Source organism: Streptomyces sp. SAI-135, assembly GCF_029893805.1.
In the GTDB taxonomy this organism is placed as follows: domain Bacteria; phylum Actinomycetota; class Actinomycetes; order Streptomycetales; family Streptomycetaceae; genus Streptomyces.
In genome coordinates, this window is record NZ_JARXYP010000002.1 from 1,122,134 (window position 1) to 1,145,083 (window position 22,950).

Annotated in this window: 23 protein-coding genes; 11 read left to right on the top strand and 12 right to left on the bottom strand. The window is 73.6% G+C overall.

Annotation, left to right across the window (positions count from 1 at the left end):
- Nucleotides 1-13: 13 nt before the first annotated feature.
- Entirely contained in the window at nt 14-712 is a 699-nt protein-coding gene (locus M2163_RS09455; protein ID WP_280853246.1) for a glycoside hydrolase family 75 protein, read from the bottom strand.
- Between the two features lie 350 nt (nt 713-1,062).
- On the opposite strand from M2163_RS09455, the gene M2163_RS09460 reads away from it, so the two are divergent.
- Nucleotides 1,063-2,043, top strand: a complete 981-nt coding sequence (locus M2163_RS09460; protein WP_280893721.1) for a fibronectin type III domain-containing protein — start codon at nt 1,063-1,065, stop codon at nt 2,041-2,043.
- A 169-nt stretch (nt 2,044-2,212) separates the two neighbouring features.
- Complete coding sequence (locus M2163_RS09465; protein ID WP_280853244.1) at nt 2,213-2,764, top strand: hypothetical protein; 552 nt, start codon at nt 2,213-2,215, stop codon at nt 2,762-2,764.
- Nucleotides 2,765-2,766: 2 nt separating this feature from the next.
- Here the strand turns inward: M2163_RS09465 and M2163_RS09470 are convergent, their stop codons facing one another.
- The 3 genes from M2163_RS09470 to M2163_RS09480 form a co-directional block, all read right to left on the bottom strand.
- Nucleotides 2,767-3,318, bottom strand: coding sequence for a PadR family transcriptional regulator (locus M2163_RS09470; RefSeq protein WP_280893722.1), 552 nt, complete (start codon nt 3,316-3,318; stop codon nt 2,767-2,769).
- A gap of 22 nt (nt 3,319-3,340) precedes the next feature.
- A complete protein-coding gene (locus tag M2163_RS09475) occupies nt 3,341-5,356 on the bottom strand; it encodes an NADPH-dependent 2,4-dienoyl-CoA reductase (protein ID WP_280893723.1) in 2,016 nt (671 codons plus the stop codon).
- A gap of 107 nt (nt 5,357-5,463) precedes the next feature.
- A complete protein-coding gene (locus M2163_RS09480; RefSeq protein ID WP_280853241.1) occupies nt 5,464-6,309 on the bottom strand; it encodes a helix-turn-helix transcriptional regulator in 846 nt (281 codons plus the stop codon).
- A 128-nt stretch (nt 6,310-6,437) separates the two neighbouring features.
- Between M2163_RS09480 and M2163_RS09485 the strand changes: the two genes are divergently transcribed.
- On the top strand, nt 6,438-7,205 hold the full coding sequence (locus tag M2163_RS09485; RefSeq protein WP_280853240.1) for an SDR family oxidoreductase: 768 nt from the start codon (nt 6,438-6,440) through the stop codon (nt 7,203-7,205).
- A gap of 107 nt (nt 7,206-7,312) precedes the next feature.
- Here the strand turns inward: M2163_RS09485 and M2163_RS09490 are convergent, their stop codons facing one another.
- The 4 genes from M2163_RS09490 to M2163_RS09505 all read right to left on the bottom strand — a co-directional run bounded on the left by M2163_RS09490 (nt 7,313) and on the right by M2163_RS09505 (nt 10,364).
- Complete coding sequence (locus tag M2163_RS09490) at nt 7,313-7,681, bottom strand: hypothetical protein (protein ID WP_037718458.1); 369 nt, start codon at nt 7,679-7,681, stop codon at nt 7,313-7,315.
- Between the two features lie 106 nt (nt 7,682-7,787).
- Entirely contained in the window at nt 7,788-8,057 is a 270-nt protein-coding gene (locus M2163_RS09495; RefSeq protein ID WP_280853239.1) for a DUF3040 domain-containing protein, read from the bottom strand.
- Between the two features lie 21 nt (nt 8,058-8,078).
- A complete protein-coding gene (locus M2163_RS09500; RefSeq protein ID WP_280853238.1) occupies nt 8,079-9,314 on the bottom strand; it encodes a cation:proton antiporter in 1,236 nt (411 codons plus the stop codon).
- 174 nt (nt 9,315-9,488) lie between these two features.
- Nucleotides 9,489-10,364, bottom strand: a complete 876-nt coding sequence (locus M2163_RS09505) for a hypothetical protein (protein WP_280893724.1) — start codon at nt 10,362-10,364, stop codon at nt 9,489-9,491.
- Between the two features lie 263 nt (nt 10,365-10,627).
- On the opposite strand from M2163_RS09505, the gene M2163_RS09510 reads away from it, so the two are divergent.
- Nucleotides 10,628-12,709 carry a SpoIIE family protein phosphatase gene (locus M2163_RS09510; protein WP_280893725.1) on the top strand — a complete coding sequence of 694 codons (2,082 nt, stop codon included), beginning with the start codon at nt 10,628-10,630 and terminating at the stop codon, nt 12,707-12,709.
- 280 nt (nt 12,710-12,989) lie between these two features.
- Here M2163_RS09510 and M2163_RS09515 read toward each other — a convergent pair whose 3' ends face one another.
- Nucleotides 12,990-14,237, bottom strand: a complete 1,248-nt coding sequence (locus M2163_RS09515) for an MFS transporter (protein WP_280893726.1) — start codon at nt 14,235-14,237, stop codon at nt 12,990-12,992.
- Between the two features lie 133 nt (nt 14,238-14,370).
- On the opposite strand from M2163_RS09515, the gene M2163_RS09520 reads away from it, so the two are divergent.
- Nucleotides 14,371-15,297 carry a LysR family transcriptional regulator gene (locus M2163_RS09520; RefSeq protein WP_280893727.1) on the top strand — a complete coding sequence of 309 codons (927 nt, stop codon included), beginning with the start codon at nt 14,371-14,373 and terminating at the stop codon, nt 15,295-15,297.
- On the opposite strand, the gene M2163_RS09525 is transcribed toward M2163_RS09520, so the two are convergent.
- Entirely contained in the window at nt 15,294-16,085 is a 792-nt protein-coding gene (locus M2163_RS09525; RefSeq protein ID WP_280893728.1) for a putative protein N(5)-glutamine methyltransferase, read from the bottom strand. The two genes, M2163_RS09520 and M2163_RS09525, sit on opposite strands and share 4 nt — an antisense overlap.
- 219 nt (nt 16,086-16,304) lie before the next feature.
- Here M2163_RS09525 and M2163_RS09530 point away from each other — a divergent pair, with 219 nt between their 5' ends.
- Nucleotides 16,305-16,742, top strand: a complete 438-nt coding sequence (locus M2163_RS09530; protein ID WP_280853232.1) for a MarR family winged helix-turn-helix transcriptional regulator — start codon at nt 16,305-16,307, stop codon at nt 16,740-16,742.
- On the opposite strand, the gene M2163_RS09535 is transcribed toward M2163_RS09530, so the two are convergent.
- Nucleotides 16,706-17,449: a GNAT family N-acetyltransferase gene (locus tag M2163_RS09535; protein WP_280853231.1), complete on the bottom strand. Its 744-nt coding sequence runs from the start codon at nt 17,447-17,449 to the stop codon at nt 16,706-16,708. The two genes, M2163_RS09530 and M2163_RS09535, sit on opposite strands and share 37 nt — an antisense overlap.
- Nucleotides 17,446-18,363: an NADP-dependent oxidoreductase gene (locus M2163_RS09540; protein WP_280897240.1), complete on the bottom strand. Its 918-nt coding sequence runs from the start codon at nt 18,361-18,363 to the stop codon at nt 17,446-17,448. The genes M2163_RS09535 and M2163_RS09540 overlap by 4 nt, the downstream gene beginning before the upstream one ends.
- Nucleotides 18,364-18,531: 168 nt before the next feature.
- Here M2163_RS09540 and M2163_RS09545 point away from each other — a divergent pair, with 168 nt between their 5' ends.
- From M2163_RS09545 to M2163_RS09565, 5 genes are all read left to right on the top strand, one after another.
- Nucleotides 18,532-19,137: a sulfite oxidase-like oxidoreductase gene (locus tag M2163_RS09545; RefSeq protein ID WP_280853230.1), complete on the top strand. Its 606-nt coding sequence runs from the start codon at nt 18,532-18,534 to the stop codon at nt 19,135-19,137.
- Entirely contained in the window at nt 19,130-19,894 is a 765-nt protein-coding gene (locus M2163_RS09550; RefSeq protein ID WP_280893729.1) for a ferredoxin reductase, read from the top strand. Before M2163_RS09545 ends, M2163_RS09550 begins: the two co-directional genes overlap by 8 nt.
- 123 nt (nt 19,895-20,017) lie before the next feature.
- A complete protein-coding gene (locus M2163_RS09555; RefSeq protein ID WP_280893730.1) occupies nt 20,018-20,605 on the top strand; it encodes a DUF3592 domain-containing protein in 588 nt (195 codons plus the stop codon).
- Nucleotides 20,606-20,712: 107 nt separating this feature from the next.
- Nucleotides 20,713-21,681: an acetylxylan esterase gene (locus tag M2163_RS09560; RefSeq protein WP_280893731.1), complete on the top strand. Its 969-nt coding sequence runs from the start codon at nt 20,713-20,715 to the stop codon at nt 21,679-21,681.
- 101 nt (nt 21,682-21,782) lie between these two features.
- On the top strand, nt 21,783-22,949 hold the full coding sequence (locus M2163_RS09565) for a serine hydrolase domain-containing protein (RefSeq protein ID WP_280893732.1): 1,167 nt from the start codon (nt 21,783-21,785) through the stop codon (nt 22,947-22,949).
- The last annotated feature ends 1 nt before the right edge of the window (nt 22,950 follow it).

The following is a 22,950-nucleotide window of genomic DNA, read 5'->3' on the forward strand; positions in this document are numbered from 1 at the left end:
GCTCACGGCGGGATCATTTCTCCTGCACGAACAGTCTCGCGAGACGTTCCCCCGTGGCGACGGCGGCGGCATGGTCCTCGATCGGCTTCACCTGCGTGTTCCTGAAGACGACGTAGGTGACGCCGGAGGGCGTGCCGCCGCCGCGCGGGTCGGGCCGGATGCCGAGGGCCTTGGCGGTGGCGTAGGACGCCTCGCCGATGATGTTGCCGGGCCCCACGTCACCGACCACGGCGTACTGCACCCGGTCCCCGAACACGACGGCCGCGACCGCGCCGCCGCGCACCCCGTGCGCTCGGTAGTCCCAGATCCGGCTCGGGGCCGGCACCACGATGTAGGGCAGCCGCTCGGCACTCAGGTAACGGCCGTCGGACTGCTGGAAGGCGGTGGTGTCGGAGAACAGCGGGTCGGTGCGCCGGTTGCAGCGGCTGCCGGGCCGGCCGTCGCAGTCGATGTCCATGTCGGCCTTCCAGAAGACGGCCTCCTTGGTGCCGCAGACCGGGATGGTCGCGGCCGTGCCGTCGTCACTGCGGTAGCGGCCGCGTGAGACGGGTTCGCACGTGCGCGTCCTGGCCAGCAGGTCGGCGGCGGCGACCTGCCCCTCGCGCCGCACCACCGGCCCCGGCAGGCCGGCGACGGGCTCCACGGCGGGGGATGTCGTCGGGGCGAGCAGAGCGGCACTTGCCGCGGCCAGCGTCAGCGACTGGACACGCACGATGAGGGACCCTCTCCTCGGGGGGCATTGACGGGCACTCAGCCCAATCTGATGCCGCTTCAGCCGGGAGGCCACCGCAGAGGGGCCGGACGGGGCAGGGGCCGGGGGCCCGGGCCCTCGACGAACCCCGGCCTCCCGGCCACCCGTGCGGCGCGGGGACAGCGACGACAGCGGTCCGCGCCGGCGGCACGAACTCCGGGTTTTTCGTGGCGAGTTCGGCCGTGAAGGTCCTCAGCATACGTAACGCTTCCGGGGCCGCCGCCCACGGTCGGCCCTCTTGCCGCGCGCAGGCACCCGGCGGCATATTGGTCCGGACCATTGCGGTGGGGTCGTTCCGGGAGGGCAGAGACGTGCGAGGCGTTCCGGTACCGCTGTTCCTGTGTGCCGCTCTCGTCCTCGTCGTCTCCTGCGGATGGGCCGGACCTGACGACGGCGAGAGCGGGCGGCTGCCCACCGCCCCGTTGGGCGTCACCGCCGCCGCGGGCAGCGCGACCAGCGTGCATGTGATGTGGAACGCCGCCGGCGCGGGAGTCGAGCGCTACGAGGTATATCGCGGCACCACCAAGGTCGAGGATGTGCCGGGTGCGCGGCACATGGTGGATGTCGTCAGGCTCAAGCCCGCCACCTCGTACGTCTTCACCGTGCGGGCCCGCGACACCGAGGGGCGTCTCGGCCCGCCCAGCCAGGAGGTGCGGGCCACGACTCCGGCGGCCACGGCGGCGGACCGCTCGGCCCCGACCCGCCCCGGCGGGCTGCGGGGCCGGACGGCGGGCAGCCGGGCCGTCCAGCTGAGCTGGGCCGCCTCGGCGGACGACCGGGACGTGGTGTCGTACGACATCTATCAGGGCAGCACGAAGATCCACAGTGTGGGCGGCGAGCAGACGGCGGCCGTGGTCACCGGGCTGCGGCCGGGCACCCGCTACTCCTTCACCGTCCGGGCCCGGGACGCGGCGGACAACCTGTCACCGGCCGGGGACACCGTCCGTCTGACCACCGCGGGCACCGACGACGGGCGGGACACGGCACCGACCGACTTCCGCGCGAGCACCCGGCGGGACGCCGACGGCGCGTACTACCTCGACCTGTCCTGGACACCGCCCCGGACGGACGGGGTCGTCACGGAGTACCAGGTCCGTCTCGACGGCAGGCCGGCCACCTCGCTCGTGTTCGGCGGGACGCCGCCGAGCGGGAGGGCGACGTACGGCTTCTACCTGGGGCGTGCGGCCGGGGAGAGGCACCGGGTGCGGATCCGGGCGCGGCTGCCCGACGGCACCTGGGGCGGCCTGTCGGCGGAGCGGTCGGTGACGACGGGCGCCACGGCCCACCCCTGACGGCCGGTCACGGCCGCGCGGTCGGACGGAGCGGTCCGTCACCTGTCCGGCGCAGCTCCGCGTGCGGGCCGGGCCCGGGGCACATTGGCTGTCCCTGAGGCAGCACGGACTTCCCCCACCTCGGCGGCGCCACGGATGTACCGCCAACCGTGCCGCCGGAGGGCAGTCCATGCGCACTGAACAGCTACTTCTCCGCTCCGGCCTGACCGTCGCGGCCGTCGCCGCGCTGCCGCTCGCCCTGACCGCCGGGCCGGCCGCCGCGGCATCGGGCATCTCCGTGAGCACCTCCGGATCGACGGTCTCCGTCACCACCACGGCCTGCTCCCGCACCGCCGCCACCGGCGGCTGGGGCACCGCCTCGCTCCTCACCAGCAGCCAGGCGAACTTCAGCCAGGGCCGCCAGGTGGCCCTGTCGGGGACCACCTCGTTGCAGTCCGCGGCCTGGTCGAGCGTGAGCCCCGGGACGTACACCGTCATCGTGATGTGCGCCTACAACAACAGCACGGCGGGCACCCAGTCGATCATCGTCTCGGGGTCGGCCACGCCCACGATCTCGGCGACGGCCACGGCTTCCCCGTCCCGCGGTGTGATGGGCGGCCTGGGCGGCGGCACCGAGGACTACGGCACCCTGACGCTGGTGGCCGGCGGCGGCCTGGTGGCGGTCGGCGCGGTGGCCGCCGGGTGGTTCCTGCGCCGCCGCTCGCGCCCGTACCGCCTCTGACGCTACGGCGCCTGTTCACCGGGCAGTTCGGCGAAGGCGTCCAGCGCCTCGGTGAGCCACTGCGTCCAGAAGGTCTCCAGCTCGATGCCCGCGCGCAGGACCAGGTGCTGAAGCCTGGCCTGCGCGCTGTCACTGCCGGGCGGGAAGTCGCGCTGCTCGATCTCCTCGTACTCGGCCAACTGCCGCCGATGGAGGTCGAGATGGCGGCGCAGGTCGGCTTCGAGGCCCTCGGTGCCGACGACGGCCGCCGCCCGCAGCCGCAGCAGCAGGGCGTCCCGGTGCGGCTTGGGGTCCTGCGCCGCGGCCGTCCAGCGTTCGAGTTCGGCGCGGCCCGCGGGCAGGACCTCGTACCTCTTCTTCTGCCCGCGGGTCGGCCGGTCCTCCGCGATGGCCCGGATGTGTCCCTCGGCCTCCAGTTTTCCCAGCTCGCGATAGATCTGCTGGTGCGAGGCCGACCAGAAGTAGCCGATCGACCTGTCGAACCGTCGGGTCAGGTCCAGCCCCGCCGACGGCCTTTCGAGCAGTGCGGTGAGGATCGCGTGCGGGAGTGACATGGACTCATCCTAGGGACGGCCCTCAGAGGGCGGCCGCGACCTCGGTGCCCTGCTTGATCGCCCGCTTGGCGTCCAGCTCGGCGGCCACGTCGGCACCGCCGATCAGGTGCGCGCTGCGGCCCGCGGCGACGAGCTCCTCGTACAGGTCCCGGCGCGGTTCCTGCCCGGTGCACAGCACGATGGTGTCGACCTCCAGGACCGTGCTCTCCTCGCCGACGGTGACATGCAGTCCGGCGTCGTCGATGCGGTCGTAGCGCACTCCCGGGACCATGGTGACGCCCCGGTGCTTGAGCTCGGCGCGGTGGATCCAGCCGGTGGTCTTGCCGAGCCCGGCGCCGACCTTGCTGGTCTTGCGCTGGAGGAGGTGGACGGTGCGCGGCGGGGCGGGGCGTTCGGGGGCCGCGAGTCCGCCGGGTGCCGTGTAGTCCATGTCGACGCCCCACTGGCGGAAGTACGTCTCGGGGTTCTCGTGCGCCTTGTCGCCGCTGTCGGTGAGGAACTCGGCGACGTCGAAGCCGATGCCGCCGGCGCCGAGGATCGCGACCCGGTCGCCGACGGGCGCGTTGTCGCGCAGGACGTCGAGGTAGCCGACCACGCTCGGGTGGTCGACGCCGGGGACGTCGGGGGTGCGCGGGGTGACGCCGGTGGCCACGACGACCTCGTCGTAGTCCGTCAAGTCGCCCGCGGACACCGGGGTGTTGAGCCGTACGTCGACGCCGTGGGCGTCGAGCCGGTTGCGGAAGTAGCGGAGCGTCTCGTCGAACTCCTGCTTGCCGGGGACCTTGCGGGCGACGTTCAGCTGGCCGCCGATCTCGCTCGCGGCGTCGAAGAGGGTGACCTGGTGGCCGCGTTCGGCGGCGGAGACCGCGCAGGCGAGACCGGCCGGGCCGGCTCCGACGACCGCGACGCGCTTCTTCAGCCGGGTCGGGGCCAGCACCAGCTCGGTCTCGTGGCAGGCGCGCGGGTTGACCAGGCAGGAGGTGATCTTCCCGCTGAAGGTGTGGTCGAGGCAGGCCTGGTTGCAGCCGATGCAGGTGTTGATCGCCTCGGGTGTCCCGGCGGCGGCCTTGTTCACGAACTCCGGGTCGGCGAGCATCGGGCGGGCCATCGACACCATGTCCGCGTACCCGTCGGCGAGCAACTCCTCGGCCAGTTCGGGGGTGTTGATGCGGTTGGTGGTCACGAGCGGGACCGACACCTCGCCCATGAGCCGCTTCGTCACCCAGGTGTAGGCGCCGCGCGGCACCGAGGTCGCGATGGTGGGGATGCGGGCCTCGTGCCAGCCGATGCCGGTGTTGATGATCGTGGCCCCGGCGGCCTCGACGGCCTTGGCGAGGGTGATCACCTCGTCGAGCGTGGAGCCGCCCGGGACGAGGTCCAGCATGGACAGCCGGTAGACGATGATGAAGTCCTCGCCGACGGCCTCGCGCACCCGGCGCACGATCTCCACCGGGAAGCGCATGCGGTTCTCGTACGAGCCGCCCCAGCGGTCGGTGCGGTGGTTGGTCCGGGCGGCGATGAACTCGTTGATGAGGTAGCCCTCGGAGCCCATGATCTCCACGCCGTCGTAGCCGGCCTGCCGGGCGAGGCGGGCGGTGCGGGCGTAGTCGTCGACGGTCCGCTCGACCTCGGCGTCGGTGAGTTCGCGGGGTACGAAGGGGCTGATCGGCGCCTGGAGGGGGCTCGGGGCGACGAGGTCGCGGTGGTAGGCGTACCGGCCGAAGTGCAGGATCTGCAGGGCGATCCGGCCGCCCTCGCGGTGCACGGCCCCGGTGACGGTCCGGTGCTGCTCGGCCTCCGCCTCCGTGGTGAGCTTGGCGCCGCCCTCGGCGGGCCGACCCTCGTCGTTGGGCGCGATACCGCCGGTGACGATCAGGCCCACTCCCCCGCGCGCCCGCTCCGCGTAGAAGGCGGCCATGCGCTCGAAGCCGCGCTCGGCCTCCTCCAGACCGATGTGCATGGAGCCCATGAGGACGCGGTTGGGCAGCGTGGTGAAGCCCAGGTCGAGCGGGTTCAGCAGATGCGGGTAACGGCTCATCGGGCCCCTCCATGGCGGTCTCGTGCCCCTCTGTTGTAGAGGACCGCGACACTCTTATGCAACTAGTTGCACAAAGGAGCCCGGGTGATCCGGGCCACGTGGCGCCCTCAGGTGTCGGCCGTCCGGTCCGTGGGGGCCTCGGCCGCGGCGAGGCTGCCCAGCAGGGCGAGCGCCTGTTCCGACGGGCTGCCCGGCTCGGCCTGGTAGACGACCAGCTGCTGGCCGGGGGCACTGTTGACGGTCAGCGCCTCGTAGTCGAGGGTCAGCTCACCGACCAGCGGATGCCGGAAACGTTTGCTCTCGCGGGTCTTGCGGCGGATGTCGTGGCGGGCCCAGAGCTCGCGGAACTCCTCGCTGCGCAGGGAGAGTTCACCGACCGTGGTGATCATCCGCGGGTCGTCGCGGGCGGCTTCGGCACCGGCCCGCAGCGCGGCCACGGTGTTCATGGCCACGGACTCCCAGTCCGGGTAGAAGTCCCGGGCGTCGGGGTCGAGGAAGACCAGTCGCGGCAGATCGCCGCTGTGGGCGTGGCCCGCGAACAGGGCGCCGCCCAGGACGTTGTGGGCGAGGACGGTCAGACAGCGGCCGAGCACCACGGCCGGGGTGCGGTGCCAGCCCGCCATCATCCGCAGCAGGGCGGGGCCGACCGCTTCCGGCCGCGGACGTGGCCTGCTCGCGGCGGGGCGGGCCAGGCGGTGCAGATGGTCGGCCGCGTCCTCCTCCAGGCCGAGGACCCGGGCCAGGGCGTCGACGACCTGCGCCGAGGGGTTGCGCTCGCGGCCCTGTTCCAGGCGGACGTAGTAGTCGGTGCTGACCCCAGCCAGCACCGCGACCTCCTCGCGGCGCAGGCCCGCCACCCGGCGCCGGCTCCCGGCCGGCAGCCCCGCGTCCTCGGGCCGTACCAGGGCGCGGCGGGCACGCAGGAAGAGGCCGAGCCGGTTGTCGGTGTCCATACCGTCGACCCTAGGTCCGGCCGCCGTCCCGCGGGAGTCCGCAAGGTGGCCGCGGTACTCCTACGATCCGCTCTCCTCGGGGCGGTACGGCCTGGTCAGGGCCCTGCACCGGCCCCACCGTGGACGGCATGACAGACACCTGGAACCTCACCCACCGCATCGCGGTCGTCACCGGCGCGTCCAGCGGGATCGGCGCGGCCACGGCACGCCGCCTAGTCGCCGGCGGAGCGAGCGTCGCCCTGCTGGGCCGCCGCGAGGACCGGCTCAAGGACCTGGCCGACGAGCTGGCCCGTACCGCCGACGGACGGATCCTGCCGGTCGCCGTGGACCTGACCGACGCCGAGGCGGTAGCGGGGGCGGCCGCCACCGTCACCGGGACGCTCGGCACCGTCGACCTGGTCGTGGCCAACGCCGGCGTCATGCTCGGCGCCCCCTTCGAACGGGCCGGGACCGACGAGTGGGACCGCATGATCGACGTCAACCTGCGGGCTCTGCTGCACACCGCCCGCGCCTTCACCGACGGCCTGCTCGCCACGGCCTCCGGCGGCGGCCGTGCGGACCTCGTCCACGTCGGCTCGGTGGGCGGCCATCTCCTCTTCCCCGACTGGTCCGTCTACTGCGCCACCAAGGCGGCCGTCGCCCACCTCACGCGCAATCTGCGGGCCGAGCTCGGCCCGCGCGGGGTCCGGGTGAAGAACATCGAGCCCGGGGTCACGGCCACCGAGCTGGGCGCGGACATGCGGGACGCCGGGACCCGGGAGTCCCTGTCCCGTATGCGTGCCGGCCTGACGCCCCTGACCGCGACGGACATCGCGGAAGCCATCGCCTTCGCGGCGGCGGCCCCGCCGAACGTCAACGTCGCCGAGATGGTGGTGGTGCCGGTGCGGCAGGGCTGAGCACCGGTCGGCCCGGCGCGCCCGCGGAAGTGCGGGGGACACCGGTCGGCCGGGCGCGCCCCCGGAAAAGACGAGGGCGCGCCCGGCCACGGCTGCGGTGCGGACGGTCAGCGGCTCTCCAGCCGCACATGCAGTTCCCGTTCCTGGTCGCCGGACGCCGAAGCGAGGTCCCGCACCGTGAACATCGAGTCCAGCGTCTCGCGAAGCCTCTCGATGGCCCAGTACCCGCCCTGCGCGTCGGCCTCCACGGAGGCCGACAACCGCGCGGGCGGGGGGCACGACCGCGCCTCGGTCACTTCGAAGGTCCCCAGCCACACCATCGGCCGGGTCTCGTGCAACTGCTGTGGCACCTCGTCGGCGCCCCGGTCCGACTCGAAGCACGTGTTCAGCGTGTCGAAGACGATCCGGGCGTCCTCCGCGCTGCATCCGCTGATCTCCAGCGAGACGGACTCGTCGTGCGCTCGCTCACGATCCATCGTGGTCGCTCCTCTCGTGGCGATGACCGGACCGCCGGGTTCCCCGCGAGCCGCGCCACACCCCCAGAAAAGCACCACCTTTCCCGGAGCACTACCGGCGACGGTGTCAGCGCGGAGGCCGGTCCCGGTGCGGGTCGAACAGCGGGACGGCGATTCCGGCAAGCACCAGCCCCGTGGCCACGAGGATGCCCTCGGGCAGGGCCATGCCCGAGGCCAGGAGGGTCAGGGCGACGGCCAGGGTCCCCCAGGCGCCCGCGCGCCGGTACTCGCGGGGCCGGGCGGGACGGCCCGCGCCCAGCGCGCGGGCGAACCGCGGGTCGTCACGCTCCAGCCGTGCCGCGAGATCGATCAGGTGTTCGTCGTCGGGCGGGCGCATGACTCCTCCTTCATACGGCCCCTAGCGTTCGGCGTCCGCCCCCAGCGCGGCGGAGACGGGCGCGGGTGCGGGGTCGTCCTCCTGCTTCCGGGCACGACGTGCACCCGGCGCCAGGGCCGGCAGTCGGGCCCGCCCCGCGGCCACGGGGCCGAGAACGGCCAGGATGAGGACATACCCGGCGATGAACGGCGCCAGACGTGCGTCGAGGCCCGCGCCGGCCGCCATCGCCCCGAGAACCAGGGCGAATTCACCACGGGCCAGGAGGGTCGCGGCAATGTCGGCGGCGGCCTGGGTGCCGTAGCCGTGCAGGCGGGCGACGAGCACGCCGGCGACGACGTTCATGACCACCGTCACGACGACCGCCGCGGCGACGGGCCCGGCGACCGACGTCAGGACGCCCGGGTCGACGGACAGTCCGAAGGCGAAGAAGAAGATGGCGGCGAAGGCGTCACGCAGTGGATGCACCAGTCGGCGGATGCGGGGGCCGGAGGGTGTGCCGGCCAGGATCAGCCCCACCATGAAGGCGCCGATGGCGTCGGCGACGCCGAGCACCTCGGACACCCCGGCGACGAACACCGCGGCGCCGAGGAAGCTGATGACCAGGAGTTCGTCGTCCCGGACCTGCACCAGCCGGCCGATCCAGCGCGTCCCGTACCGGGCGGCGGCGGCCAGCACCAGCAGGAAACCGAAGGCCCTGCCCGCCTGGAGGAGCACCTCCACCGGGCCGCGCGCGCCGCTGACGACCGGCTGGAGCGCGGCGAGGTAGAGCGCGAGGAAGATGTCCTCCACCACGATCACGCCGAGGATCAGCCGGGTCTCGGGACGGCCGATCCGTCCCAGGTCGATGAGGACCTTCGTGACGATCGCGGACGAGGAGATGCCGAGGACCCCGGCGAGCACCAGCGCCTCACGGCCGCCCCAGCCCAGCGCGAACCCGAAGCCGAGACCGGCGCCGACGTTCGCCACGAGGTAGATCCCGCCCGCCGCGAGCAGGCGCCGGCCGCCGGTGCGCAGGTCGTCGACGTGGAACTCCAGGCCCAGGTAGAAGAGCAGCAGCACCAGGCCGAGCGCCGAGAGCATCTCGAAGTCGTGCGCGTCCTCGACCAGGACCGGGCCGGGGGTGTGCGGGCCGAGCAGGATGCCGGCGAGCATGAACAGCGGAATGGTCGGCAGTCCGATCCGGCCGCCGAGGCGGGCGAGGAAGGCGGCGGCCAGGAACGCGCCGCCCATCGCGAGGAGGGTGTCAGCGTGTCCCACGGGTCACCTCGCCCGGGGGCGCGGAGGGACGGGCGTGCTGTGTTTCACGGGGATGGATGCGCGATCTCCCTTTCTCCGGTGGGGTGTTCGTGCCACCGTCGCATCCGGCCCCCGGGGCCCGCCATCGGTGCCGACCCCCATTTCCGCGAGGGCCGGCACCCGCCCGTCAGGGGCTCAACTCCTGGTGAGGCGGTAGGTCTTGCTGTCCGTCAGGACACAGAAGCCGGGCGAGACGACGATCACCCGCAGGGTCCCGGTACGGCGGTCGTAGTCGATGCCCTCCGCCTCGAACTCGCCCGAGCAGGAGCTCCTGAGGGGCAGTTGGCGCAGTGCCGTGACATGCCCGGAGACGTTCGCCGAGCCGGTGGGGGCGGCGCTCAGGTCGATCTGGAGGAGCGGCTTGGTGTAGCCGAAGAGCGTGCCCGCCGGGTCGTCGGAGGAGCACAGCAGCCGGGTGGCGCTCAGGAAGTCGCAGCCCTGTACGTCCCGGACGGCGTGGTCGAGGGTGACGGTCGCCGCCTGCGGGAGGTTGGCCGAGGGCGAGGTGCTCGCGTTGACGCCGGGCGTCGGGAAGACCAGGAAGCGGGTCATGGTGCCCCACTCGCCGGAGAGCATCCACTGTCCGTCCGGCGAGACGGCGACCCAGGAGTTGTTGAGCGCCTCGCCCGGGCCGAGGGTGTGGACGTACTCGGACCAGGCCCCGTTCGGCGCCTGGACGCGGTACATCTTCGCGGTGCCGGAGTCGGCCTGGTAGGGCTCGATGTAGTGGCCGTCGTAGGAGGCGTCGGGGTCGCCCACGTGGTTCCAGCCGCGGGTGGAGACGCCGATCGGGATGGTGCCGATGCCGGTGTACCGGTTGGCGGAACCGGCGGGGACCTCGACCGAGGTGAGGCCCTGGCTCTCGGTGAGCGGGTTGGCGCGGTCGGAACCGGCCTCGGTCCAGGTGTCCGCGGCGGAGGCCGGCGGTGCGGCGGCCAGGAGGGCCGTCGCGGTGAGGGTGACGAGGGCGGCGAGAACGGCGTGACAACGCTGTCTGGCGCGCAGGGGCATGGAGGACTCCTGAGGCTCCTGGTGCGGGCGGTGAGCTGGGTCGGCGCACAGTCTGGCGCCCTGTTGCCGGCCATGTACAGGCCAATCGAATGAACAAGCGGTCTTCGTCACCCCGGCGCGCTTCACCGGACGCGCGCCCGCGTGTTGAGGGATGGTGGAAGAACACGACCGCGTGGTCACGGAGACGGTTGAACGCGGTAGAACAAGGGGAGTCGGCACGGGGGTACGGCGTGCCGCGAGGACGGTCTAAGGCGGTTCGTGCAATGGGTGCAGCCGGAATACCCGCGGCCGAGGGCGCAGAGCCCCCGCGCGGGGCGGTACGGCCGAGCGGGCTGCTCGACGAGTTGGGCATGGCCTCGGTGGTCCTGGACGCCGAGGGACGCATCGTGCTGTGGAGCCCGCAGGCCGAGGAGCTGTTCGGCTACAGCGCCCAGGAGGCGCTGGGACGGTACGCGGCCCACCTGATGATCCACGAGCAGCACGCCGACCTGGTCGTCAAGCTCTTCGCGGACGTCATGGAGACCGGCCAGAGCTGGGCCGGCGCGTTTCCCGTCCGGCGCAAGGACGGCGGCACCAGGCTGGTGGAGTTCCGCAACATGCGGCTGCTGGACGACCGCGGCGACGTCTACGCGCTCGGGCTGTGCGCCGACCAGTCGACCGTGCGCCGCCTGGAGCGGGACGTGGCCCTGTCGACCCGGATGGTCTCCCAGTCCCCGATCGGACTGGCCGTGCTGGACACCGAGCTGCGCTATGTCTCGGTGAACCCGGCCCTGGAGCAGATGAACGGCGTACCGGCCGCGGATCACGTCGGGCGGAAGATCGGGGAGGTGCTGCCCCGTCTCGACGTGGCTGCCTTCGAGGCCGCCGCGGGCGAGGTGCTGCGGACCGGCAGGCCGCTGGTCGACCAGCACACGGTCGGCCGTACGCCCGCGGATCCCGACTCCGACCACGCCTGGTCGGTCTCGCTGTACCGCCTGGAGGACGCGCTGGGGACCGTCCTCGGGGTGGCGGGCTCGGTCCTGGACGTCACCGAGCAGCATCTGGCGACCGTGGAGGCCGAGACCGCCCGGCGCCGCCTCGCACTCGTCGCCGACGCCTCCGCCCGCATCGGCACCACCCTCGACCTGGACCGCACCGCCCGCGAGCTGGCCGACGTGGCCGTGCCGGAGCTCGCCGACGTGGCGGCCGTGGACCTGCTGGAGGCGGTGGTCCAGGGCAGACCGAGCACCCTTCGGCCCACCGAACCCGCCGTGATGCGCCCCCTGGCCGTCGAGGCGTCCGGGGCTCCCGACGCCCTGGGCGCCGCCGATCCGCCCGGACGGGTCGCCCGGTACGCCCCCGAACGCCTGGTCACCGAGTGCGTGCGCACCGGGAGTCCGGTCCTGGTGGCCCAGGTCGGGCCCGACGACCTGGTCCGCATCGCCCGCTCACCGGAGGCGGCCGCGCTGCTGGCCAGGGCCGGGATGCACTCCTACCTGGCGGTTCCGCTGATCGCGCGCGGCGAGGTGCTCGGCGCCCTGGACCTCAAGCGCGTCCACAACCCGGAGCCCTTCGGCGAGGACGACCTGCTGCTGGCACGGGAGCTCGCGGCGCGCGCGGCGGTGCAGATCGACAACGCCCGCTGGTACCAGGACGCCCGCAACACCGCTCTCACCCTCCAGCGCAGTCTGCTGCCCAGCCACCCCTCCGTGACCGGCGGCCTGGAGGTCGCCTCCCGCTACCAGCCGGCGGGCGCCACCGCCGAGGTCGGCGGCGACTGGTTCGACGTGATCCCGCTGGGCGAGGGCAAGACCGCACTGGTCGTGGGCGATGTGATGGGCAGCGGCATCAACGCCGCCGCGACGATGGGCCGGCTGCGTACCGCGACGAACACGCTTGCCTCCCTCGACCTCGACCCGGCCCGGCTCCTCGAACACCTCGACCGGATCACCGAGGACCTGGACCACTCCATCGCCACCTGCGTGTACGCCGTGCACGACCCGCGGCTCGGGCAGTGCCGGATCGCCAACGCCGGGCATCTGCCCCCGGTGCGGGTGCGCCCCGGCCGCCCGCCCGAACTGCTCGAACTCCCCACGGGGGCGCCGCTGGGCGTGGGCGGTGTCGCCTTCTCCACGACCACCGTCGACCTCGCACCCGGTGACCGGCTCGTGCTGTACACGGACGGTCTCGTCGAGACCCGCCAGCATCCGCTCGACGAGCGTCTGGACGCGCTCCTCGACCTGCTCGACACCCCCGACGGGCCGCTGGAGGAGGTCTGCGACCTGCTGCTGCGCACCCTGCACCAGCCGGACAACACCGACGACGTGGCACTGCTGATCGCACGGGTGCAGACGCCGACGCCCTGAGGGACGCACGGCACACCGTCACAGGTGCCCACGGTGATCGCGGCGGCCGCGGTCGGGTTCCGCCCGTCGGGCCTCGGGCGGCTGCGCCGGTACGACTGCGCGCACCGGCCTCCTCCTGCACCTCGCCCGCGGCCAAGTAGGCGGGGGGCCTCGCGACGGCGGCCGACGGGCTCAGAAAGGGCTCCCCGTCCCCGGCCCGCCACTCACGACCGCGGCACCTCGACCACCACCCCCGTCCCCAGCCGCACCCCTAGGAGCCCCCCGGCCCGTGCGGTCGGTGTCACGCGGATCGGGCGGAGGAGGGCAGGGCGTCCTGGCCGACGGCGGCCGCGTCGGCCGGCCGCCGGGGCAGCAGGAGCGGGGTGGCCAGCAGCAGGAGCCCGGCGAGCGCGATCGCCTCCCGGGTGCCGGTGAAGGTCGCCAGGACGCCCCACAGGGCGGTCAGGGCCGCGGTGGTCAGCTTGCCGGTCACCGACCAGGCGGAGAGGGTGCGGACCACCCGGTCCGCCGGCGTCGTCTCCAGCCGGTGGGTGGCGAACACCGGGTTGAAGACGGCGCAGGAGGTGATGACCCCGAGTTCGACGGCCATCACGAGCAGGAGCCCGGTCGTGCCGGGGCCGACGAACGCCAGGCCGATCGGCCAGCAGGCGCGCAGGACGCCCGAGGTGATCAGGACGCGGTGCTGCCCGAACCGGGCGACCAGGGGACGCGCGATCCGGGAGCCGAGCAGGCCGCCGAGGCAGGGCACCGAGAAGGCGAGGGCGTACTGCCAGGGGGCGAAGCCCAGCGGGCCGAGCATCAGGACCGTCAGCAGCGGGACCGGCACCATGATCAGGGCGTTGACGAGGACCGTGTTGAAGAACAGCGGGCGCAGGACGGGACTGGCCAGGATGCACCGCCAGCCCTCCAGGAGGGACCCCTTCGCCGCCCCGGCGGGCACGGGCGCCGGCTCGCCGCCGCCGATCGCGCGGATTCCCAGCGCCGACAGCAGATAGCTGACGGCGTCGGCCAGCAGGGTCGTCACGGGCCCGAAGACGCCGATGGCTGCGCCGCCGAGCGGAGGTCCGATCACGATGGTGGTCCAGTTGGTGGCCTCGAACCGCCCGTTGGCGATCAGCAGGTCGTCCCGGTCGAGGAGACCTTTCAGGAAGGCCCCGGAGGCGGCGGAGAAGGTGATGTCGGCCGCCGCGACGACCACCGACACGAGCAGGAGCTGGGCGAAGGTGAGCGCGCCGAGCGCGTAGGCGGCGGGGACGCTCAGCAGGGCGGTGAACCGGACGAGGTCCATCGCGACCATCACCGGCCTCTTGCGACGGAACTCCACCCACGGCCCGAGCGGAACCGCGACCGCCGCCCCGACCGCGAGCCCCGCGGCCGCCAGCGCGGACACGGCGGCGGGGCCGGCGTGCAGTGCCAGGACGGCGATCAGGGGAAAAGCGCCGAACGACAGCGAGGTGCCGAAGGCGCTGACGGCATAGGCCGCCCACAGCCACCCGAACCGCCGCCCCAGCGACCGTCTCCCGTCCACGCCCGAAACCCCCTCGCCGCCGACCTCACGTCGACCGACGCCATCCAACCGGCTGCCGGGACCGCCGATCAAACAACCACGGGCCCGCTCGGTCACAACCCGGGGTTGTGCGGGAACCTCCTAGGCTCCCCGTATGGATCTCGACGCCGTACGCACCTTCGTCGCCGTGGCGGACACGGGGCTGTTCCAGGAGGCCGCCGACCGGCTGGCGGTCACCCAGCAGGCCGCGTCGAAGCGGGTGGCCGCCCTGGAGAAGGACCTCGGGGCGCGACTGTTCACCCGCACCCCGCGCGGCGCCCGGCTGACCATCGACGGCCAGGCCTTCCTGCCGCACGCCCGCGAACTGCTCCGGGCCGCGGAACGGGCGGCCGCCTCGGTACGGCCGGGACGCCGGGCCCTGCGCGTCGACGTGATCGGCCGTCGCCTCGCCCCCGCGGAGCTGCTGCGCGCCTTCCACCGCACCCACCCGGGCATCGAGCTCGACGTCGTCACCCTCTTCGACGCGGACACCGCCCTGGACGCCGTCCGCTCCGGCTCGATCGACGCCACCTTCCGTGCCGTCCCGCACCCCGCGGGACAGCCGGCCGACGGCATCGAGTCCCTGCGGGTCTACGACGAACCGGTCCAGCTGCTCACCGGCCCCGGCCACGCGCTCGCCGGAGCCCGCTCGGTGACCCCGTCCCGGCTGGCCGGGCACCGCATCTGGATGCCCGGCCTGGTCTCCGGTACCGAGTGGGGCACCTACTACGACGACCTCGCCGCCGCCTTCGGCCTCACCATCGAGGTCACCGGCCCCGACTTCGGCACCGACCCGCTGCTCGACACCATCGCCGGCTCACCGGCCCTGGCGACCCTGGTCGGCGAGCTCACCCGGCTGGTCTGGCCGTCCGACCAGGACCTGCGCCGCATCCCGGTGCACGGGCCGGCACCGGTCTATCCCCACTCCCTGCTCTGGCGCGCCGACAACCCGCACCCGGCGCTCGCCGCCCTCCGGGCCCACCTGCACACCACCCGGCCCGAACCGCCCGGCGCCGGGACGTGGGCCCCTAGCTGGGCCTAGACCCGGATGCCGGCCACGACGTGCGCGTACAGCTCCTCCGAGACCGCCAGGCGGGGCGTCAGACCGCTGCGGGTGAAGGCGTCGACGGCGGCGGCCGCCTGGCGTTCGCTGGTCTCCACGAGGAGGCAGCCGCCGGGGGCGAGCCAGTCGGGGGCCCCGGCCGCGACCCGGCGCAGGACGTCCAGGCCGTCCGTGCCGCCGTCGAGGGCGACCAGGGGCTCGTGGTCGCGGGCCTCGGTGGGCAGGAGAGCGACCTCTTCGGTGGGGACGTAGGGGACGTTGGCCGCGAGGATGTCGACACGGCCGCGCAGATCGGCGGGGAGGGCCTCGAAGAGGTCACCGGTGTGGACCCGGCCGCCCGCGTCGGCGGTGTTGCGGCGGGCGCAGTCCACCGCGGCCGGGTCGATGTCGGCGGCGTGCAACTCGACCGGGCCCAGCGCGGCGGCGAGCGCGGCGCCGACCGCACCCGAGCCGCAGCACAGGTCCACCACGACACCGGCGCCCGGCGCCAGGGCGAGGGCCCGGTCGACGAGGAACTCGGTGCGGCGGCGCGGCACGAAGACACCGGGGGTCACGGTGATGCGCAGACCACGGAACTCGGCCCAGCCGACGACCAGTTCGAGGGGGTGGCCGGTGACCCGGCGGTCGACCATGCCGGCCAGCTCCTCCGGGGTACGGGCGGCGGCGAGGATCAGCCGGGCCTCGTCCTCGGCGAAGACACAGCCCGCGGCGCGCAGGGCGGCGACGACGGCGTCGGGAGAGGTGAAGCGGGAGGAGAGTGAGGGCATGGAAGCCGAGAGCCTTTCGAGAGCCGAAGGGCGCTCCCGCGGTCACCTGGGCTACAGGCGGTGATCCGCGCTTCGAGGGGAGAGCACCCGAGCTGACACAGCGTTGATGGGTCTCACCTCCTCGGTGCCTCACGGCCGGGACCATCCCCGGCCGGACGGCCACCCTACCCCAGCGCGCCCCGAGTTGTACTCTGCAACCAGTACGGTGAGGGAGGTCCGATGGAAGCGGCAGCGGCCGTGGAGACGATCCAGCGCGAGATGACGGTCTTCGCGCGACGGGCCCGCGCCTCGGCGGGCCGCCTGCACCCCGAGCTCTCGCTGGTGTCGTACACGCTCCTCGGGCATCTGGAGGAGCGCGACGGCTGCCGCGCCACCGACCTGGCCGCCCACTACGCCCTGGACAAGTCCACGGTGAGCCGCCAGGTCGCCGCCCTGGAGCGGGCCGGTCTCATCGAGCGGCGCCAGGACCCGGAGGACCACCGGGTCCAGGTGCTGCATCTGACCGGGGCCGGGCGGCGCATCCTGGGCCAGGTCACCGTGAGCCGCCGCGCGGCCGTCGCGGAGCGGCTCGCGCAGTGGTCGCAGGAGGACCTGGAGCGGTTCGCCGGGTACCTCGTGCGCTACAACGCCTGGCCCGCTCCGGCCGACGGGGCCTGAAGGACCTCCTCCGGCCCTCGCCCGGGAACCCGTGCGGCGAGGAAGGCGGTGCTGCGCCGGAGCCGGAAGCCGAGGGACTCGTAGAGCCGGATGGCCTGGGTGTTGCCGGCGCCGGTGTGCAGGAACGGCGTCTCACCGCGCTGCCGGATGCCGTGGGCGACGGCGCGGATCAGCCGGGTCGCGAGGCCCTGGCCGCGGACGGCGGGGTCGGTGCAGACCGCGCTGATCTCGGTCCAGCCCGGCGGGTGCAGCCGCTCCCCGGCCATCGCGACGAGGGCGCCGTCCCGGCGGATGCCCAGGTAGGTGCCCATCTCGATGGTGCGGGGCAGGAAGGGGCCCGGACGGGTGCGGGCGATCAGGTCGAGGATCTCGGGCACGTCGGCGGGGCCGAGGCGGACCGCCTCGGGGTCGGGCGCGGCGGCGAGACCGTCGTCCACGAGCTGCACGCCCTCGATGTGGAAGGTGATCTCCCAGCCCTCGGGCACCTGGCCGGCGTAGGCCGTCAGCGGGACCTCCGTGCCGGCACCCGCGAGCGCGGCGAGGTCGGCCCAGTCGCCCGCGTCGGGCTCGTCGGGCAGGGCGAGCCACGGGGAGACGTCGACGGGGTAGCGCAGGACCCGGCCGCGCTTCTCGGCGAGGTGCGCGTGCGGGCCGGTCAGGGAGGCGAGGGCCGGGTTGTCGAGGACGTGCGGCACGGCGGCGGTCATCGGGCGACCTCGATGACCGTCTTGCCGCGGGCGTGGCCCTCCTCGACGGTGCGCAGCGCGTCGCCCGCCCTGTCGAGGGGAAAGGTCCCGGTGATGTGCGGGTCCAGTTCTCCGCCGACCACGAGCCGCGCGACCGCCTCCAGTACGGCCGCGTTGCGGGCCCGCGCCACGCGTGCGCCGCCCAACTGCCGCACCTCCTCCTCCGGGGCGCCCGCGGTGATCAGCTTCGACCGGTCGGTGAGCAGCCCGGCGGCCTCGGCGAGCACCTGACCGCCCACGAGGTCGTAGACGCCGTCCGGTGCCGTCGCCCGGGCCCGCTCCGCCCAGCCGGGACCGGAGGAGACGTGGACGGCGCCGAGCGACTCGACGAAGTCCTTCTTTGCCTCGCTCGCGACACCGACGACCTCCAGGCCCAGGACGCGGGCGATCTGCACGGCCGCCGCGCCCACTCCCCCGCCCGCGCCGGTGACCAGCAGGGTGGCGCCCGGGGGCAGATCGAGCTGGCGGACACCGTCGTACGCGGTCGCGGCGGCGACGGGCAGGGTGGCCGCCACCGTGTGGGGCAGCTCGGCGGGCTTGTGGGCGGCGATCGCGGCCGGCACCAGGGCGTACTCGGCGTAGCCGCCCTCGAGAGCGGTGCCGAAGACCTCGTCCCCCACCGCGAACCCCTCGACGCCGTCCCCGGTCTCCTCGACGACACCGGAGACCTCGTTGCCGAACACGACGGGGAAGACCCGCTCCCCGTGCTCACCGGGGCGCCGGAAGCCGTTGCGCTGCTTCCAGTCCACGGGGTTCACACCCGCCGCGCGGACGGCCACGAGAAGCCGGCCGGGTCCGGGACTGGGCCGGTCCACGTCCACGAACGCCTCGGTCTCCGGTCCGCCGTACCGCGTGAAGACGTACGCCTTGGGCATCTGCTTCCTCACTCTCTCGCACTGTCACCGGGACACCGGCCCGGCACTCCAGCGCCAAGGAGCGGCGCGCGACGGCTATTCCCGGACCCGCGCGGTGTTCATACGGCCGCAACGATCGGGGCACTGACCTGGGGCGGAGCACGTGCGACGACAGCGTACGGTTTAGGCATGAACGTCACCCGAGGCTTCACCGGACGCCCCCGCGTCCACAACGCCGGGCTGCCCCCGGGCCAGTACGACGCGGGCGACGACTGGCCCGTCCTCTCCGCCGAGGTCACACCGGAGCTGTCGCCGGACGACTGGTCGTTCCGGGTGGACGGGCTGGTCGAACAACCGCGCACCTGGGACTGGGACGAGGCGCACGCGCTGCCCGTCTCGTCCTACGAGGGCGACATCCACTGCGTGACGAGCTGGTCGAAGTTCGGGGTGCGGTTCTCGGGTGTGTCGCTGGACGCCTTCCTGGCCGTGGCGCGGCCCCGAGCCTCCGCCACCCATGCCGTCGCCCGCTCCCACACCGGGTACACCACCAACCTGCCCCTCGCGGACCTGACCGGCGGCCGGGCCTGGATCGCCTGGGAGTACGACGGGAAGCCGCTGCCCGCGGAGCACGGCGGTCCGGCACGCCTGCTGGTGCCGCACCTGTACTTCTGGAAGAGCGCCAAGTGGATCGCGGGGCTGACCCTGCTCGACCACGACGAGCCGGGCTTCTGGGAGCGGAACGGCTACCACGCGCGCGGCAACCCGTGGGAGGAGCAGAGGTACTCCGGTGACTGAGGCACTCTCCTCCCCCGTCGTCGCCACGCGCTTCGCGGTGCCGGGACGGGTCGCCGTCGGCAGCGGTGTCGCGTCCGTGTGGCAGACCGCCACGCTCACCGAGGTCCGCCGCGAGACCCCGCACGCGTCCACGTTCCGCTTCGCGGTGCCCGGCTGGCAGGGGCATCTGCCCGGCCAGCACCTGATGGTGCGGCTGACCGCCGAGGACGGCTACACGGCCCAGCGCCACTACTCGATCGCGTCGCCTCCGGAGGACTCCGGGCACATCGAGCTGACCCTGGATCACGTCGAGGGCGGAGAGGTCTCGGGCTGGTTCCACACGGTGGCCGAACCCGGTGACCGGATCGAGGTGCGCGGGCCGCTGAGCGGTTTCTTCGCCTGGCCGGGCGACCGGCCCGCGCTGCTGGTCGGAGCCGGTTCCGGGGTCGTACCGCTGATGTCGATGGTGCGCCACCACCGGGCGCGCGGGCTGTCCGTGCCGCTGCGGCTGCTGGTGTCGGTGCGCAGTCCGGAGGAGCTCATCTACGCGCGGGAGCTCGGTGCCGAGACGACCCCCGTGTTCACGCGGAGCGCCCCGGCCGGGGAGCCGGTGGGACGTCTGTCGGCCGCACATGTGGCGCCGCTCCTGGCCGAGCAGCCCGAGGGTGGGTGGGAGGCCTATGTGTGCGGTTCCAACGCGTTCGCCGAGCACGCCTCGCGGCTGCTGGTGGCGGCCGGTCAGCCGGTGGACCGCATCCGGATCGAGCGCTTCGGCTGACGGTCCGCGTCCACGCACCCCGTGCGGATGTGCCCTTCCCCGCTCCCCGCAAGTGAACGACGCGGATGGAGGGGTACTACATCTGTGTGATCCCTCGCAGGGGTGCGTGGTGCGGAGGTCGACATGGGAACCCGGGTGCGCGGCTGGCGCTGGCGGCGCAATCCGCTCAGGCGCCGGTCCGACGTCGTCGAGGCGTGGACGGTGCTGGCCGTCGCTGTGCTGATGCTGCTCGGCGCCCCGCTGATCGGGGCGGTGGTGGGCGGATGGGCGCATGACGACGCCCGCGCGGTGGCGGCGGAGCAGCGCGCCGAACGCCACCGGGTCCGCGCGGAGGTCGTCGGCAGGGTTGCGGACTCGTCGCCCACGGTTCAGGGCGGCCGGGAGCGCTCCTACCGGGCGACCGTGCGCTGGACCGATGCCGAGGGCGCCACCAGGACCGCCACGGCCAGGGTCCCGGCCGGGACCGACGAGGGCGAGAAGGCCTACGTGTGGTTCGACTCCCGGGGCCGGAGCGTGGCCGCACCCCCGGACGGGACCGCGATCTGGCAGCACACCCTGGTGATGGGCGCCTGCGGCGCCGGGGCCACGATCGCCGTGATCCTCTTCGGCCATTGCCTGGTCCGCCGGGTGGCTGCCCGGCACCGGCTCGACGAGTGGGAACGGGACTGGGCGCTCACCGAGCCGCAGTGGACCCGCCGCCGCCGGGCCTGACCAGGGACGGTATCCGGCCGGGTGGTGCACCTGGGCCTGGCGATTGGCCCGACCGCGCACGTACGGTGTGATCATCCGGCTCTGTCCCTTCGTGAAGGCGGTCCTGCATGGCCCTGTTCGACCTCCCCCTCGACGAGTTGCGCGAGTACCGCAGCGAGTCCACCGAGCCCGAGGGCTTCGACGCGTTCTGGTCCAAGACCCTTCAGGAGGCCCGCGAGCACGACCTGGACGCCCGCTTCGAGCTCGTCGACACGGGCCTGTCCACGGTGAAGGTGTACGACGTGACGTTCGCCGGGTTCGGCGGCCACCCGGTCAAGGGCTGGTTCACCATTCCCGCCGAGGTCTCCGCCCCGATACCGGTGGTCGTGGAGTTCATCGGGTACGGCGGCGGACGCGGCCTGCCGCACGAGCATCTGCTGTGGGCGTCGACGGGCCGGGCCCACTTCGTGATGGACACCCGCGGTCAGGGCAGCGCCTGGGGCGGCGGCGGTGGCACCGCGGACCCGGTGGCCGGCGCGCCCGCGTACCCCGGCTTCATGACCCGTGGCATCGACGCCCCCGAGAACTACTACTACCGCCGGGTGTTCACCGACGGTGTGCGGGCGGTGGAGGCGGCCCGTTCGCACCCGCTGACCGACCCGGCGCGCACGGTCGTCCTCGGCGGCAGCCAGGGCGGCGGCATCTCGATCGCGGTCGGCGGTCTGGTGCCGGATCTGGCCGCGGTCGCCCCGGACGTGCCGTTCCTGTGCGACTTCCCGCGCGCGGCGACGCTGACGGACCGTCACCCGTACCGGGAGATCGGCCTCTACCTCAAGACGCACCGCGGCCGCTTCGAGGACGTCCTCGGCACCCTCGCCTACTTCGACGGTGTGCACTTCGCGAGCCGGGCCCGCACCCCGGCGCTCTTCTCTGCGGCGCTGGAGGACCAGACCTGCCCGCCCTCCACGGTGTTCGCGGCCTTCAACGCCTGGGGCCACGCCGACAAGGCGATCGAGGTCTACGACTTCAACGACCACGAGGGCGGCGGCCCCTACCAGGAGGCCGCGAAGCTGCGCTGGCTGCGCTCGTACGCCTGAGTCCCGCCGGGGATCTTCCCTCCAGCCCGACCAGTCGGTATGTTCACGGGAACCCGGGTCGCGGTGCCGCGGTCCGGGTTTCCGGCGACGACGGAGGGCCCATGTCCGAGTACCGCCCGGCTGTCCACGGCCACTGCGACGCACGCTTCGCGGCCGTGCGGACGGCGTTCGAGGAGAACTTCCGGGACCGGGCCGAGCTGGGCGCCGCGGTGAGCGTCACGGTCGGTGGCGAGACGGTCGTGGATCTGTGGGGCGGCTGGGCCGACGCGGCCCGCACCCGCCCCTGGGAGCGCGACACGCTCGTCAACGTGTGGTCGACGACGAAGGGCCCGACGGCCCTGTGCGCCCACATCCTCGCCGACCGCGGTCTGCTCGACCTCGACGCCCCGGTGGCCGCCTACTGGCCGGAGTTCGCCGCGGCGGGCAAGGAGCGGGTTCTCGTACGGCACCTGCTCTCGCACCGGGCCGGGCTGTCCGGGCTGCGCGCACCCCACTCCCTCGCCGAGCTCTTCGACTGGGAGCTGACGACCCGGCGGCTCGCGGCGACGGAGCCCTGGTGGGAGCCGGGCACGGTGTCCGGGTACCACGCGTTCACGTACGGCTTCCTGGTCTGCGAGGTCGTCCGGCGGGTCTCGGGGCTGCTGCCGGGCGCCTTCCTGGAGCGGGAGGTGACGGGGCCGCTCGGCATCGACTTCACCATCGGCCTGCCGGAGAAGGAGTCCGGCCGGGCCGCCGAACTGGTGCATCCGCCCGCCCCGTCGGCGAGCGAACAGGCGGCGGTCTTCGCGCAGATGACGCCGGCGGCCATAGCCGCCCTGACCAACCCGGCGGCGGGCGCCGCGGAGGCGAACACGCCCGAGTGGCGGGCCGCCGAGATCCCCGCCGCGAACGGCCACGGCACCGCCCGGGCCGTCGCCGCGCTCTACGGGATCTTCGCCGGGCGTGGTTCCCTCGACGGCCACCAGGTCCTGTCCCCCGAGGCCGCCGAGCGGGTCCGGGAGAGCCAGGGCAGGTGCCGCGACCTGGTGCTGGGCGCGGGGCTCGGCAGCGACACGGAGCTCGGGCTCGGCCTGTGGCTCAGCGGGCCGAACGGATCGTACGGCCCCAATCCGCGGGCCTTCGGGCACGACGGTTTCGGCGGCTCGTGCGGTCTGGCCGATCCGGAGGCGGGGATCGCGCTGGGCTACGTGATGAACCGGATGGGTCCGCGCATCGCCGACGATCCGCGCAAGATGGCGCTGATCGAGGCGTTGTACAGCGCCCTGTAAA